The 16042-nt window shown below is 63.5% G+C and carries 4 protein-coding genes; all 4 read left to right on the top strand.

From position 1 onward, the window contains the following. The first annotated feature begins 20 nt into the window (after positions 1–20). The 4 genes from KF708_07350 to KF708_07335 all read left to right on the top strand — a co-directional run bounded on the left by KF708_07350 (position 21) and on the right by KF708_07335 (position 16019). Positions 21–5111, top strand: a complete 5091-nt coding sequence (locus KF708_07350; protein MBX3412486.1) for a hypothetical protein — start codon at positions 21–23, stop codon at positions 5109–5111. Positions 5112–5553: 442 nt separating this feature from the next. Continuing rightward, a complete protein-coding gene (locus KF708_07345; protein ID MBX3412485.1) occupies positions 5554–11046 on the top strand; it encodes a hypothetical protein in 5493 nt (1830 codons plus the stop codon). A gap of 238 nt (positions 11047–11284) precedes the next feature. Then, positions 11285–13519 (top strand): trypsin-like peptidase domain-containing protein, encoded by a 2235-nt coding sequence (locus KF708_07340; GenBank protein MBX3412484.1) that lies wholly within the window; start codon positions 11285–11287, stop codon positions 13517–13519. 22 nt (positions 13520–13541) lie between these two features. Then, the gene (locus KF708_07335; protein ID MBX3412483.1) at positions 13542–16019 is read left to right on the top strand and encodes a redoxin domain-containing protein; all 2478 of its coding nucleotides are present in this window, start codon (positions 13542–13544) and stop codon (positions 16017–16019) included. Positions 16020–16042 lie beyond the last annotated feature (23 nt).

The raw sequence follows: 16042 nt of genomic DNA, 5'->3' as shown, positions 1-16042 counted from the left end.
TCCGCGAATGGGGAGTCTATATGCCGCCACGTGACCCGCGAGCGAATGACCGAGGTTCGCCCGGCGATGCGTCCCCCCCAGAACGTAAGAGCTGGCGCGGCAATACGGCGAGCAGTCAGACGATTGCACGCCATCGCTGGCAGCGCGACTGGACCAAAGAACAGGACATCGAGGTGCAACGCCGCAATCTGCGGCATCGCCTCAAGGTTCTTTTACTGTGCGGCCTGTTCCTGGGGCTGACGCTGGCCTTCGCCTACTACCTGTTCTATCCGGCGCGCAAGTCTCCCTTTGTACCGATCGCCGTCACGAAGTACGACTTTCCGATCCCGCCGAACTCGTTCGCGCGGGAAGACGTCGAACAGTTCAAGGATCTGCACGACGAATCGCTGGTCGTCGTCGATGGAACCGGCATCGAAGAGACGGACTGGAATCAAAGCTGGCGGAATGTGCCCGATGGCATCAATCGCCTGAGCAAGTTGCTCGGCAAGACGGTGGGACTGGCCCGGCAGCAGACGCTGGTGATTTACCTGAGCATGCACGGCGTCGTCGATCTCGACGAGCGCAACCAACCGCGTGCCTGCCTGCTACCACCGAGCGGCGGCAGCAATAAAGAGTGGCTGCCGGTGGCCGATCTGTTTGCCCTCTTGAAGAAAGAGGAATTCGCCCGTCGCAAGAAGCTGCTCATCCTCGACGCGCATCGTCTCGAGTCGGACTGGTCGCTGGGACAGCTTTACAACGGTTTCGGTGCGGCGCTCGAAGATGCTTTCCAAGCGGCGCAGGTGCCTAACCTGGTCGTGCTGACTGCGGCGGCGCCGGGACAAGTGGCCTGGGCTTCGCCCGAGATGGCCCGTTCGAACTTCGGCCATTTCGTCAGTCTGGGGTTGCACGGTCAGGCCGATGGCTTCGGACCGGGTGGCTCGGCCGATAGCGACATCACGCTGGCCGAACTGGAGGATTTCGTCCGCACCCAGAGCGATGCCTGGGCGAGCGAAAACCGCGTCGACCGTCAAACGCCCCTGCTGTTGGCCGGCAATCCGGCCGAGGCACGGCAATGGATCGTCGCCCAGACGCCCAGTCGGGGACTACTCGCCTGGCTCGCGAACTGGTTCGGAGCAAGCACGTCAGCGGCTCCAACGGCCGAAGCCACGACGCTACCCGACGCGGCGAGCGATGAATTGGCCGACCTCTGGCAGGAGCACCGCGATCTTGAAGAAGCCAGTGCGGTGAGCCGCGACCCGATCGGCTGGGAACTCTTCGAACGTCGCTTGATCTGGGGAGATCAACTGGCCGAGGCGGGGCAGGATGGCGACTACGGCAATGCTCGTAATAGCAACCTCGCCGAATTGAAGCGGCTGATCGCCCAATTGCGGCCGGCCGAAGTGGAGTATCCCGCCTCCACGATTCCGCTGGCCGAGTTATTGGGCGGACCGTCCGCGGGGCTCGCCCCCGCGCGCAATGCTTGGAAGAAGCAGCAGTCGGGCGTCGAGCGAAACGCCCTCCTCGCGACCCTCGACCAGCTCGAACAAGACTCGCCCGCCGCCCACGACTTCGCTGAAGTCCAGTTTCTGAGGCTATTGTCGAGTTACCTTCCAGCAGACGACTGGAGTACGCCGGACCTGGTCACCAATGTCGTGCGTTTGCGTGATCTGGCCGAGCAGGTGGCGGCGCCGGCCGATCTTCGCGTGTCGCCGTGGATCGCGCCGGCGGTCTCCGCGGCCGACGACAAGCGGCGGCTGGCCGAGGACAAGCTCTTCATCGGCGCCAAGGGGCAAGACAAGGGGCCGCAAAACGACGTACTCCGCGCCGACGATTTGTACAAGCGCGCACAGAAGCTCGGCAACGTGATGACGGCGGCCTACAAGTTGCGCGACGACATCGCTGCCAAAGGCCCCTATCTCGCCGCCTGGCTTAGCCGCCGTATGCCCGCCGCCCTCGAAGAGGCGAAGCTGGAAACCTATACCCAGAAGCTCGACGATCTGCTCAAGAGCGATTTCTTTCCGCTCCTCGAACGCTATCGATCCTTTTCCCTCGAGGGGCTCGAGCGGCCGGACGAAGATCTGGCCGATGTGACGGCACTCGACCGGCGCACGCAGTTGCTCAGCGACGAGATCGCCACGATTCGCGCGCACTTCAACAAGCTGCAAGACGCCTTCAACAGCGAGTGCCAGGAGCTCAAGGTGCTCGCCGGCGACAGCGGCAAGAACGATACCGACAAGCTGCGGCGCATTGCCGCGGTGTTATCGGTGCCGCTCGTCGATGCCCAAGATCGGGCCAGCCTGCGCGCCAACTACAAGCTGATCTCCGAGACACGCAACCATGCCTGGAAAGAGAAGGACAAGTCCGCCACGGCGCCGCGGCCCGAGGGAACGAAGCGCGAAGATCTCCAGCTCACGCGCCTCAAGAAATGGGATGACGTAAGCCATCCGGCGATCGCCGTGTTGCGTGCTGCCCTGCCGGCGGATAAAGACGCCGTCTGGGAGACGGCAGGTTCGGATCGGCTGTCCGACCTGGCCCGGCAAGGGGCCTTGCTGCGTCAGCGGTTGGGCCTGGGGTTGCAGGGAGTGAGCAACTTCGCCGCGGCGGCGCAGGCCGATGGCATAGCGAAATTCCGCCAGAATGCCGAGTTGCAAAAGAACTCGACGGCCCGTGCCGGGTTCGGCCAGGCCGACCACATGCTGCGCACGGTGGCGGCCTTGGGGCCGGCCCTCGACGCGCAACGCAAGGATCCACACCTGCCGTTGCAGGCGTTCGATCGTTGCTTCCTGTTCCGCTGGCAGGCGCGCCGCGCCATGGATGACTTCTACGGCTCCCCCGCGCCAGAAGAAGACTACTTCCTGCGCGCATCGACGAAGTATCTCGCCGCCGCCGCGCAGGCGATGAAAGTCTTCTGCGGGAGCGATGCGCCGAATTTGGGCGAGCTCGCCCTGCTCGAAGAGCGGCGCGTGGCGGCGGGCGAGATCGCGCGGTTTCCGCAGGCCGAGGAGCTCGCCCCAGGCGATGGCGATATCGAGCACCAGTTGCTCGTCGTGCCGCAACCCGGGCTTCCGGCGGGCGAGATGGCGGTCTATCTGGAACGTGAGGGGGTCGAGACGTCCCGACTTCAACTCATTCGTCCCGAAGCCAACGGATTTGACTCGACCGATTACCGACCGGCGGTCCCCACGGCGGCCAATCCGGCAACTTCCGATGGCAGCTACGAACTCAACTACTCCATTCGCCAGCCCGAGCCTGGCAAGAATTCGTTGCGCGGCGCTCGAGTGCGGGCCGTCGCCTACCTGCGCGGACATCTCAGCGAAGAGCCGCTGTTGTCCGATCCCCTGCTGGTCGAGTTTCGACCACCCCCGTACGTGCCCCCCACGGTGCTCGTCAATCGGTCGCGCTTCAAGACGGGCGAATTGATGTTCGTCTTCGATTGCTCGGGGAGCATGTCGGAGCCCACGGCCGATGGTCAACGTTTCGATATCGCCCGTAAGGTTCTCCTGGGCGTTGACGAGAAGGGAGGCGTGCTCGATCGCCTGGCCGGCACGGGGCTCTATCGCGTGGGGCTGCGAATCTACGGTCACCGAGTCGGGTGGGTGCCCCAAGATCCCAACGATACCCGGCCCCCGCAGGTGCGCCGCAATCCGGCCATCCTGGAACTTCATCCACAGGATGTGAACCACGATTTGTATCGGCAGAAACTGGCACGCATTCGTCCCGGCAACGACGTCGACCGCCTGCTGCCGATCGGCAATTTCACGCAGACCGAGCTGAATGAAATCCGCAAGCTCTTCTTCAATGCCTCCTTCAAACCGTGGGGCATCACGCCCCTGTACTATTCGATCGCGCAGGCGCTCGAACAAGATTTCCTGGGTGGGGGCGCCGCGGCCGAACGCCGCATCGTCGTCTTGACCGACGGCAACGATCAGCAGAATCAAGATCGGGACCTGCCGCCGGCCGATCGTATGGACGCGGCGACGCTCAGCGCTCGTTTCAAGGAATATCGCCAGCAGCATCCCGGGCAGGAGGTGAAGCTCGATATCGTCGGTTTCCATGTCGAAGAGGCGCCCGTGCTGCGCGGCATCGCCCGCGAAACGGGGGGTGAGTTTCACCGCGCCAGCAATCCGCAAGAACTGCTCAACAGCCTCGAACAGTCGCTCGGCTTGAGCAACTACGTGGTCGTTCCCGGCAGCGGCAAGGAAATCGGCCCCGGCGACTTCGGCAAGCCCCTCCCCATCGATCCCCCGCCGCGCAAGAAAACTCCCTACACGGTCCGCGTGAACAAGAGTACGAGCGAGACCGGCGTAGAGCTCGAGGGGGGCGAGGCCATCGAGTTGACGCTCACCGACGTGGGCAAGCTCGAGCACAAGCGCTACCGGCACGAGATTCGACAAACCGTCGAGAACCTGCTGAACCCCGACCAGGCAGGTCCTCGCGAGATCTTCTTGGGCTCGCATCAGCCGCCTGCTCGAGTAGGCGAGGAGCGGCGTTTCCTCATTTCGGTACAGAACCAGGACGAAACGAAGTTCAGTCCAAGGCCGGCCGAAGTGTGGGCCGAGATTACGCCCGTGTTCAAGTCGTCGACGCAGCCCGCGCCGACCTACACGTTCTTCGACGCGTACTTCGAACCGCAGCGCCCCGTCCCGGTACTTGGCTTCGAAGTCCCCCGCTGGCCGTCCGAGGCGGCCGAGGCCGAGGTCACCCTCTGGTGCAAGTACACGCGCACCCTGCCCGACCACGAAGTCTACGTGGCCGATGTTGCCAACCAGCCGGGGCTGTCGCTCGACAAACGCTCGATCCCCGGGCTGCCCGAGGTGACTTTCGACGTCAAAGTCGGAGCGGTGGGCGATCCAGTCGACGAGGTTTCGGAGGTGGTGGTCACGGTCAAGCAGTCGGGGACGGGGCGCGACCCAGTCAAGGTCACCATGAATCCCCCCCCTGTGGCCGTGCAGCACCAGTATTTCGACTCGAACCGGTCGGTGCGTCACCGCTTCCGCTTCGAAGGGGTGCCTCGTGCCCAGTTGCTCGACAAGCTGGCACGCACGTACTCGATCGAATTCACGAGCGCTGAGCGGCTGAAAGAAGGGGCCATTACGCCCCCCGAGCCCTTCCGTGTGGTGATCCCGGACTGACCAAAAGGGCTGCTCCACGACCCAGGTTCAAGGCATTTGTCGGCCAACACTTAGTCGCTTCAGTCGTCACAATCGTTTTGTACGGCTTTTTTTGCGCCGATTTGTTGACGCTTTGAATCTGCCCAAACTACTATGGCGGTTCGGGCAGGCCGCCCCCCTGACAGGTTGGTTGCACGGGATGGAACGCCGTGCAAGTCTCCGCTGCCATATCACGGCGAATCGTGCGCACCCTGGATGCTGCGACGCCGGATCGGGCAGTTCTCGCATTGAGCGACCCTGAGTGCGTTCGGGTCACGCTCAACCAGACCAGCATCACGACGAACCTCCGCGAAAAGGTCTACTCATGGCTCCTTGGTTCCCGCGTCGCAATCGATCGAACCGCAGCCCACGTCGCACGCCCTTCGGCAAGCTTCTCTCCACATCGTTGACGGCGCGAGCGAGGATGTCGATCGAACCGCTCGAAGAACGGGCCCTGCTGGCGGTGTTTCACGTCTCGGAAGCAACGGGATTTGACACGAACGACGGCAGCGCGGCGAATCCTTTCCGCTCGATCCAGGCAGCGTTGGTTGCGGCCGCCACGACCGACGACGGCGACGATCACATCAAGGTCGAAGAGGGAACCTACGACTCGGCGGTGTACGATCTTGCCATCGACATGAACGCGAGCGATGAACTCGACAATCTCAAGCTCGAGGGGGGCTACGTAGCGGGTTCCGGCTTCGCGACCCGCGACACCGTGAACAACCCCACGATCTATGTGCCGCAAGGTGCCGGCGCCGCCGTCACCATCGGCGATGCGAACGTGACCCTCGACGGATTCCAGTTCACTTTCGATGGCACCGCCGATGGCGTGGTGGTCGCCGCGGACGATGCGACACTCATCGACCTGAGCGTCACGAATGCCAAGGATGGCATCAGTGCCGCGTCGGTGGCCAACCTGACCATCAACGGCGTCAAGTCGAACAATAATTTTGGCGACGGCTTCTCGCTGACGGCCATGACCGGCACGCTCACGATCGACAGTTCCGAGGCTATCTCGAACGTCGACTGGGGGCTGCTCGTCTCGGGAGCGGATTCGGTCGGCGTGTCGAACTTTAATGCCGGTGTGAATGGCGGCGGCGGTCTGTCGCTGACGACTTCCGCCACCGGCGCCGTGGACCTGAGCGATGTCAACGCGTCGAGTCATGGCCTTCAGGTCGGCATCAGCCTCGGGACGGTGGGGGATGTCACGGCGACCAACGTGACGTCGAACGCAAGCCTGCAGGGGCTCGTGATCTCATCGGCCGCCTCTTTCACCGACACCGACGGCACCTATTCGAATAACCGCGACGGTGGCATCCAGCTCTCCACGATCGGCGGCGCCATCGAACTGACAAACACGTCGGCGGACAATAACAATACGGATGCCGATGGTGTGGGCGACGGCCTCGTCATCAATACCTCTGCCACGAGCAACGTCACGATTTCGGGCGGTAGCTACTCGGCCAATCGCAACGGCATCGTCATCAGCGCCTCGGCCTCGCTCAGCAGCTCCAGCGTGACCGCAGATAATAACAGTGACGGCATCGGTCTGTCCGCGGCGGTCACGGGCAATGCCACGATCACTGCCGGCTCCTACAACGGCAATGGCACGGACGGTATCCGACTGAACGTCACGACCGGCGACGTCTTGATCAATGGCGGCGCGACCGCCAGTTCCAATGGCGATCACGGCATCCAGGTCACGGCTAGCGCCGCTACCGGCGACGTGACCATCACCAGCGTCACGGCCAGCGGCAACGACGACCACGGGATCCTCGTCAATTCCGCCGCCCTCTTCAGCGGCACGAGCATCACCGCCAACGACAACGACGACGACAACAACGGCACCGGCAACGGCCTGCGCCTGCTTTCCATCGACGGCGCTGTGACGTTGGATGACGTCACCGCTCTGGAGAACGCCACCGGCTTGACCGTCGACGGCGCTGGTTCCTTCTCCGACACGAATGGCAACTACTCGAATAACGACGACGGCGGCATCGTCTTGATCGCGATCGCCGGCACGATCGAGCTCACCAACACCACCGCCGACGCCAACAACTTCGACGCCGATTTCGTGGGCGATGGCCTGACCGTCAACGGTTCCGCCACCAGCGATATCACGATCACCGATGGTAGCTACTCGAACAACCGCAACGGTATCTTGATCGCTTCGTCTGCGTCGCTCACCAGCGATAGCGTGACGGTCGACAATAACAGCGACGGCTATGGCCTCATGGCAACGGTCACCGGGAACGCGACGATTACCGCCGGCTCTTACGACAGTAACGGCTTCTCCGGTCTTCGTCTGGATGTCTCAAGCGGCGATGTCTCGATCACGGGCGGAACGACCGCCAACGACAACGGCGATCACGGCATCCAGCTCACCGCCAGTGCCGCCACCGGCGATGTGACCATCACCAGCGTTACGGCGAGCGACAACAACGACCACGGCATTCTGGTGAACAGTGCCCGATCGTTTACCGGCACGAACATCACGGCCAACGATAACGACGACGACGACAACGGCACCGGCGATGGCCTGCACCTGCTCTCGATTACCGGCGCCGTGACGTTGAACTCCGTCACCGCCCAGGGCAACGACCCGGGCCTGTTGGTCAACGGGGCGGGGTCCTTCTCCGACACAGACGGCAACTACTCGAACAACAACGACGGCGGCATCGTCTTGATCGCGATCGCCGGCACGATCGAGCTCACGAACACCACCGCCGACAACAACAACGTCGATGCCGATGCACTGGGCGATGGCCTCAATATCAGCAGCTCACCCACCAGCAACATCACGATCTCCGGCGGCAGCTACTCCGGGAACGTCAATGGTATCGTGATCGCTTCGTCGGCGTCCCTCGACATCGACAGTGTGACGGTTGACGACAATACGGCCGGGTACGGCTTGCAGGCCACGGTCTCAGGCAACGCCACAATCACCGCCGGTTCCTACAGCAACAACCTAGGGGGCGACGGTGCGAAGCTCACCGCCGGGGGCGATGTGTCGATCGACGGCGGTTCGTTCGTCAACAATTTTGGAGATGGCGCCGAGATTGACGCCAACGGCAACGTCAGGGTCGACAACTTCACCCTCGTCTCGGGCAACAAACGCGGCATGGTCGTCATCGGCGCCGCGTCCTTCTCCGACACCGACGGCAACTACCTCAACAACGACGACGGCGGCATCCTCTTGGAGGATATCGCCGGCAACGTCACGCTGACACGCACCGTGGCCGACAACAACGACTTCGACGGCAACGGCACCGGCGACGGCGTGCGGGCCACAAAGAACTTCAATGCCTACGCCATCGGCGGTGCGCTGAACGTACTGGGGGCGAAATTCCGCGATACGAATGCGTCGCTGACCGTACGTCAGCAGTCGGGCCTCTTCGTCGAGGATATCGCCAGCGACGTCTCGATCGGAAACTCGGGGCTAGACAACACGGTCGCCACTTCGAACGTCCAGTACGGTGTGAGGATCAAGGGCGTTGATACGAACCTGGTCACGGTCTCCGATGCAAATCTCTCCAACAACGGCGGCGACGGCGCCCACTTCGAGAACATCCTCGATCTGACCGTCACCTCGGTCACCGCCAGCGACAACGGCGGTCACGGCTTCCTGTCCACGATCATCCTCGGCGCCGTCAAGTTCGAGGGGGGACAATACAACGGAAACTCGCTGAACGGTATCGATCTGTTCCTGGCGCCCGGCACCACGGTCGAGTTGAACGATGTCACCGCCGGCGTCGTCGGCAATGGCAATGGTGGCGTGGGCTTCAAGATCGACTCCGCCTCGCCCGCCATCTTGAGCCTCATTCTTGAAGATCTCTCGATGGCGGATAACGACGCCGCCAACGCGCCCAACGACGTGGGTGGTCTCCTCGCGAAGCCCGTCACCTCCCTCCTCTATCGACCGAGTTCGTTGCCTGCCAATGTCCTCGCGGCGGACCTCGTCGAGTTGACGGGCACGCACATTGCCCATACCCGTAACGGCGTGGCTCAACAGCGGATCGGCTATGCTTCGATCGGCACGATGACGGTCAGCACGCTGGATGGTGATGACACGATCAATGTGCGTGGCGATCTGGGTGCTATTCCGATCACCGACCTGGACCTGTTTGCCGGTTCGGGCAACGATCAGTTGAAGGTCATCGAGCCGGCCGCGGGCGCATTTCCGACGGTCGATATCTTCGGCGAAACGGGGCAGGACAATGTCGAGATCTTCCTCGGTCGCGCCGGCATCGCGACCACGATGTCGTTCGACGGCGGTGTCGACGCCGACTGGGACACCTTCACGGTCTACACGCGCAGTGCCGCCAACAGCACGATCACGATCGACCATGCCCAGGTCGTGGCGCTCGTGCCCGGCACGAAGACGATCAACTACGCCAATGTCAGCGGCTTGAACGTCGTGTCCAATGGCGGGCACGACCATTTCACGATCAACGAGAGCCTCGCGCCGGCCCACACGTCGGACCCCGCGTCGTTCCCCCGCGTGGTCGGCGTGTACGGGCAGAACGGCAACGATACCGTCACGCTCAACCTGGGCCGTCACGCCAGCCCGACCAGCTTCAATGTCGTGGGTGGCGCCGGCGTCAACGAACTCCGGCTCTTCACGCACAACGACAGCGCGGATCAGGTCGTCATGACCGAAAGCGCGATTACCAATGTGCTCAAGACGGTCAGCTATGCCGGGCTGAACCGCGTCAACATCGACACCAAGGGGGGCGACGACTCGGTCAGCGTCATCCAACCCGCCGTCGGCACGTTCCCCTCGTTCATCACGCTCGAGACGCAAGCCGGGAACGACAGCATCTCGATTCGCATGGGCCTGCCGACGAACGCCACGCTGTTCGACATCAAGGCCGGTACCGGCGCCGACGATCGTCTCGTCGTCTCGACCGGCAGTGGCCATGCCGACGTGGTCAACATCAACAACGAACGCATCGAGACACTGCTCGGTCCGGTTCATTCGGCCGAGGACGTCAAGCTGATCAAGTACGCCGGCATCGACTACCTGAAAATGTCGACGGCCGGTGGCAAGGACACCATTACCGTTTCCTCGACGGGGACGCCGCCGCTGCCCAAGAGCGTACACCTCTTCACCGAGGATGAGGACGACTCGGTCACGATCAACATGCGGAACATCGGGCCCGGCAACACGGTGCTCGTCGACGGCGGCAACGGCAACGACTTTATCGTGGCCAATCTGCCGGCCGACGCATCGCTCGCGATCCCGCCGAAGGCGAACCCGAACGATCCGCCGCAGAACATGTCGGTGGCGATCAACGCGGTCTTCCCCGACTTGCGCATTCGCGGTGGCGCCGGCGATGCCGACAAGTTCGTCGTCCGCGACGTCCTGGGACGTGGTACGCAGATGGAAGTCGACAATGAATCGTCCGGCGCTCGGCTGACGGTCGATACCGCGATCGAGTGCGTGCAATACTATGGCTTCGATGGCAACGACCACATTCGCCACTTGGCCCAGACCAATTCCTTCATGGATGGCGGGCTGGGAGACGACACCCTCACCGGCGGCAACCTGGCCGACTTGATCTTCGGCGGGGCGGGCAAGGACCGGCTAATAGGTGGGCCGGGCGATGACTATCTCTTCGCCGATTTCAATGCCCAGGGCGTCGAAACCATCGACAGCGGCGATTACCTCGACCCAGGCACGGGCTTCGACACCTACGTCTCGCGCGGCATTGATCACATCACCGGTTTCGAGGTCGCCGAGGGCGAGCAAGGACGCGTGCAGCAGGACGGCGCTACCTTCGACGTCATCTTCTGGTTGATCGCCAACTTCAACAAGACCGAGTACAAGACCTTGACGGCCGAAGCACTGCTCGGCCAGGCACTCAGCAAGACTTGCGCTCAGAAGCTCGACTTCACGCCGTCGCCGGGTTAGCAGACTGAGGGAAGTATTCCTCGGCCTGCGAACTTGGCGAGGGGGAAGAATGTCACGAGGGCATGCTTCCCCAGGCTGTTAGTCCGCGGCGCTCGGCAGGGCGAGACGCGGGGCAGGGAGAGCTGTTTGCGCAAGCGTGCCGCGCAGCTTTTCCCCGCGCCGGCCGAAGCCTATCATGGCGGGACCGTCCGCACCGGTTCGTGCGGACCCTTCACCCGTGCCGGGAGCACGCCTCGCCATGCTGCGTCCCTTTTTCGTTTGGATGGGGGCTTTAGCCTGGCTGAGCCTGCTCGCACCGCTGTTTGCCGCCGAGCCCGATCAAGCACCTTCTACAAGCGACGCGGCGACCGTTCCCACCGACGTGGCCGAACTGGCTGCGCGGGTGCGCGATTCCATCGTGGTCATCACCACCACCGGCCGCGATGGCAGGCCCTTGGGAGTCGGTAGCGGCTTTATCCTCTCGGCCGAAGGCTTGATCGCCACGAACTATCATGTGATTGGCGATGCGCGGCCCATTCGCGTCGAGTTGGCCGATGGCCGCAAGCTCGAGGCCGTCGCCGTGCAGGCCTTCGATCGCAAGGCCGATCTAGCGATCATCCGTGTCGACGCCACCGGGTTGCAGCCACTCGAACTGGGCGATTCCGATGCCGTCCGCGCCGGGCAGCCGGTCATGGCACTGGGCAACCCGATCGGCCTCGAACGTAGCGTCGTCGCGGGAGTGGCCTCGGCCACGCGCGAGATCGATGGTCGTCCCATGATTCAACTCGCCATGCCCATCGAGTCGGGCAACAGCGGCGGGCCGGTGGTCGATCTCGAAGGACGCGTCTTGGGCATCGTGACGATCAAGTCGATCGTCACCGCGAATCTTGGGTTTGCCGTGGCGGTGAAACAATTGCGCCCGTTGATCGAGAAGCCCAACCCGATTCCCATGGCTCGCTGGCTGACCATCGGCCAACTCCGCGCGGATCAATGGCAGCCGGTCTTCGGCGCTCGTTGGCGGCAGCGGGCCGGGCGCCTGGTGGTCGATGGCTTGGGAGAAGGATTTGGCGGGCGTTCGTTATGCCTCGCCGTGCGCGACGTGCCCGAGGCCCCGTACGAACTGACCGTTTCGGTGAAGCTGGCCGACGAGTCAGGCGCGGCGGGCCTGGCATTCGATGCGGATGGAGGCGATATCCATTACGGGTTCTACCCAACCGCGGGGCGCTTGCGGTTGACGCGATTCAACGGACCCGATGTGAATAGCTGGACGATTCTCGCCGAGGAGGAATCGGACCACTACCGGCCCGGCGATTGGAACCTGCTCAAGGTGCGGCGCGAGAGCGATCGGCTGCTGTGCTACGTGAACGATCAACTCGTCATCGAATCGCGCGAGGCTGCGCTCCCCCCCGGCAAGGCCGGTTTGGCCAAGTTCCGCGACACGGCGGCGGAGTTCAAAGGCTTTGCCCTCGAACGCGAGTTGCCCCGACTCGCGCCGACGGAAGACGTGCTGACGCGTTTGTTGCCGCTGATCGAAGAGGCCGCCAGTCAAGAAGCTGGTGAAGATTTGATTACGCGACTCCTTCCCGATGCCAACGCCGGGGCCATGCTGCTGCGACGACGTGCGCGCGAACTGGCCGAATCAGCCAGGCATCTGGAGGAGTTGGCCGACGCCGTTCGCCGGGCCGAGGCCTTGCAGGTACTCGAACGGGCGACCAACCATGCCGATGCCGAGATCGACCTCGTCAAAACGGCGTTGCTCATTGCCCGGCTCGACAACGATGAAATCGACGTGGCCGCGTACGAGCAAGCAGTGGCCGATATGGCGGCCGAGATCAAGTCCTCGCTGGTGGCCGAGAGCGATGAGTCCGCCCGGCTGGCCGCGCTCGACCGCTACCTGTTCGAGGAAAATGGCTTTCACGGAAGTCGCACCGAGTACGACAATCGGGCCAACAGCTATCTCAACGAAGTGCTCGACGACCGCGAAGGTCTGCCCCTCACGCTGGCGGTGCTGTACATGGAATTGGGCCGGCGGCTCGATTTGAAGATCGAGGGGGTGCCGCTGCCAGGGCACTTTATCGTCCGCTACGTGCCCAGTTCGGGCGAGCCGCAGTTGATCGACGTCTTCGAACGCGGAGTACGAATCTCACGCGAAGAGGCGGAAGATCGTGTCGAGTTGGCCACCGGCGCCGCGGCGCGCGAGGCGTATTTCGAAGCCGCCTCGCATCGTGCCATTCTCGTGCGTCTGCTGCGCAATCTATTGGGGCTCAGCCAGCAGGCGGGCGAGTTGGACCGCGCGCGAGGGTATCTCGACGCGATCCTCATCGTCGACGAGCACGAGCTAGAGGCCCGCTCCGTTCGCGCCGTGCTGCGATTCCAGTCGGGCGATCGCGCCGGCGCCATCGCCGACATCGATTGGCTGCTCGAGCATGGCGATGCCGAACTCGACCTGGATCGCGTGCGCCAATTCCGCGACTATCTCGAAAACCAACCCTGATTCCGCACGAGCTCTGATGTCCATGAACTCGATCAATTGGCGCGCCTGGCTCTATTGTGTGTGTGGCAGCGTTACCACGCTGTGCGCGGCGGAAACGCCCGATGCGGTCCCCCCTGCCCCGCCCGCCGCGGCCGAGGTTTCCGCCACCCCGGGCGAAGCGCCGTCCGCCGAAGGTAGCCCCGACGTCACGCAGCCTCCCGCCGGGCACTCGCTGCATGGCGATTCGTTCAATGCAGGGCCGCGTCAGGCCGCTTACGAAATGGCCGGGACGGGACGCATCGATTTTCCCATCACGACGAACGATCCCCGCGCGCAACAGTTCTTCGTGCAGGGGATCGGCCAGTTGCATGGCTTCTGGTACTTCGAGGCCGAACGGGCCTTTCGCCAGGCGCTGGCGTATGACCCCGACTGCGCAATGGCCTATTGGGGGCTGGCGCTGGCCAATCGCGAGAACGCGGACCGAGCCCAGGCGTTCCTGCGCGAGGCCGTGCAGCGCAAGTCGCAAGTTTCGGCCAACGAAGCGTTGTGGATCGACGCGCTCGACCACCTGCTGAATCCCCCCGACAAGCAGCCCAAGCACGAGACGTGGCGCACGTTCATTCGCGATCTCGAAAAGATCGTGCATGCCGATCCGCAGGCGGTCGAGCCGCAGGCGTTTCTCGCCTGGGCCATCTGGCAAGGTGCCCGCGAAGGAGTCCCCATCAACAGTCACGAGGCCACCGACGCGCTGCTGCAGCAGGTGATCGCGCGCCAGCCGGACCACGCCGGGGTCCACCATTACACGGTGCATCTCTGGGATGAAGAAAAGCCGGAGCGTGCCCTGTGGGCGGCGGCGGGCATCGGCCCGGCGGCCCCCGGCATCGCCCACATGTGGCATATGGCCGGCCATACCTACGACAAGCTAAAGCGCTATTCCGATGCCGCCTGGCAGCAAGAGGCTTCGGCCCGCGTCGATCACGCCTACCTACAGCGCGACCGCGTCATGCCCTACCAGATTCACAACTACGCGCACAATCAGGAGTGGTGCGTCCGCAGCTTGAGCCACATCGGTCGAGCGAGCGACGCGCGGCAGTTGGCACGCAACCTGATCGAGTTGCCGCGACACCCGAAGCACAACCGTGTGAGCGATGGCCGCAGCGCGGCGGGCTTCGGCCGTGCTCGGCTTCTCGAGTTGCTCGCACGCTACGAATTATGGAACGACGCGCTCGCCTTGACGACGACTTCCTACCTCGAACCCACGGAAGACAAGTCCGACCAGGCCAGACGCTGGCACCTGATCGCGCTGGCACAACTCGGCACGGGCGACTTGCCAGCGTCGCGCGAGACGCTAGCCAGCCTCGAGGCGATCGCTCCGCCGGCTGCCACGCCCCCTGAAACGGCGAATCCGACTGAAGCCCAGCCGGCGGAGCCCCCTGCCCCGTCGTCGCCCGATGCGGCGCCCCCTGCGACGAGCGAGGCAAAGCCCGCCGATTCGCCCGAAGAAGCCAAGCAGCAAGAAGAAGAGGAAAAGAAACGCCAGGAAGAAGAGAAACGCGAACGCGAACGACGCGAACGCGAAGAAAAGCAACTCCGCGAAACCGTCGAGCGTTATGCGCAGGAGATTAAAGCCTGGCTCGCGCTGGCCGAAGGCCGCGCGGAAGAAGCGCTGCCAGAGCTGGAAAAGATCGAGGGTCTGTCGAAGGAACGATTGGCTCGCGCGTACTTGTCGGCGGGCAAAAACGACCAGGCCATCGAAACAGCTCGTGCCGCGGTCGAGGGCAACCAGGGAGACGTTCTCGCGCTGGCGACCCTGGTCGAGGTCCTGCACGGCGCCGGTTGTTCGGCCGAAGCGAAGGAGGCGTTCGAACGTTTGCGGGCGATCGGCGCCCAGGTCGAGTTGACGACCCCGCCCATGCGACGTTTGCAGCCGATTGCCGAGTCGCTCGGCTTCGGCTCCGATTGGCGCCCGGCGTACGAACCGCCGGCGGATGTCGGACCGCGTCCCGATTTCGACACGCTGGGGCCCTTCACGTGGCAGCCGCAACTCGCGTCGGCCTGGAAACTGGCCGATGCCGCAGGCCGAGAGATATCGCTGGCCGATTATCGGGGCAAGCCGGTCGTGGTGATCTTCTACCTGGGTATCGGCTGCCTACACTGCGTCGAGCAACTCGAAGCCTTCGCGCCGTTGGCCCCCGAGTACGCCACGGCTGGGATCGAACTCATCGGCATCAGTACCGACGGACCAGAACTTTTGCGCCAGTCGCACGAACGATTCGCCAAGTCGAACGAAGAGGGAAAGTTCCCCTTTCTCTTGCTCTCTGATGCGGCGTTGAGCACGTTCAAGCAATACCGCGCGTACGACGACTTCGAGCAGTTGCCCTTGCACGGCACGTTCTTGATCGACGGCGATGGTCGCGTCCGCTGGCAGGACATCGGCTACGAGCCCTTCCAGGACGCGAAGTTCCTGCTGGAAGAGGCGAAGCGATTGCTGGCCGTATCGCCGGATGACACGGGGCATTGAGCCCCGCAGCCCTGAGCGAGGGC

The sequence above is a fragment of the Pirellulales bacterium genome (genome assembly GCA_019636335.1).
GTDB lineage: Bacteria > Planctomycetota > Planctomycetia > Pirellulales > JAEUIK01 > JAHBXR01.
The sequence above is the reverse complement of the archived record's forward strand: the minus strand, read 5'-3'. Positions and strand labels throughout refer to the sequence as shown.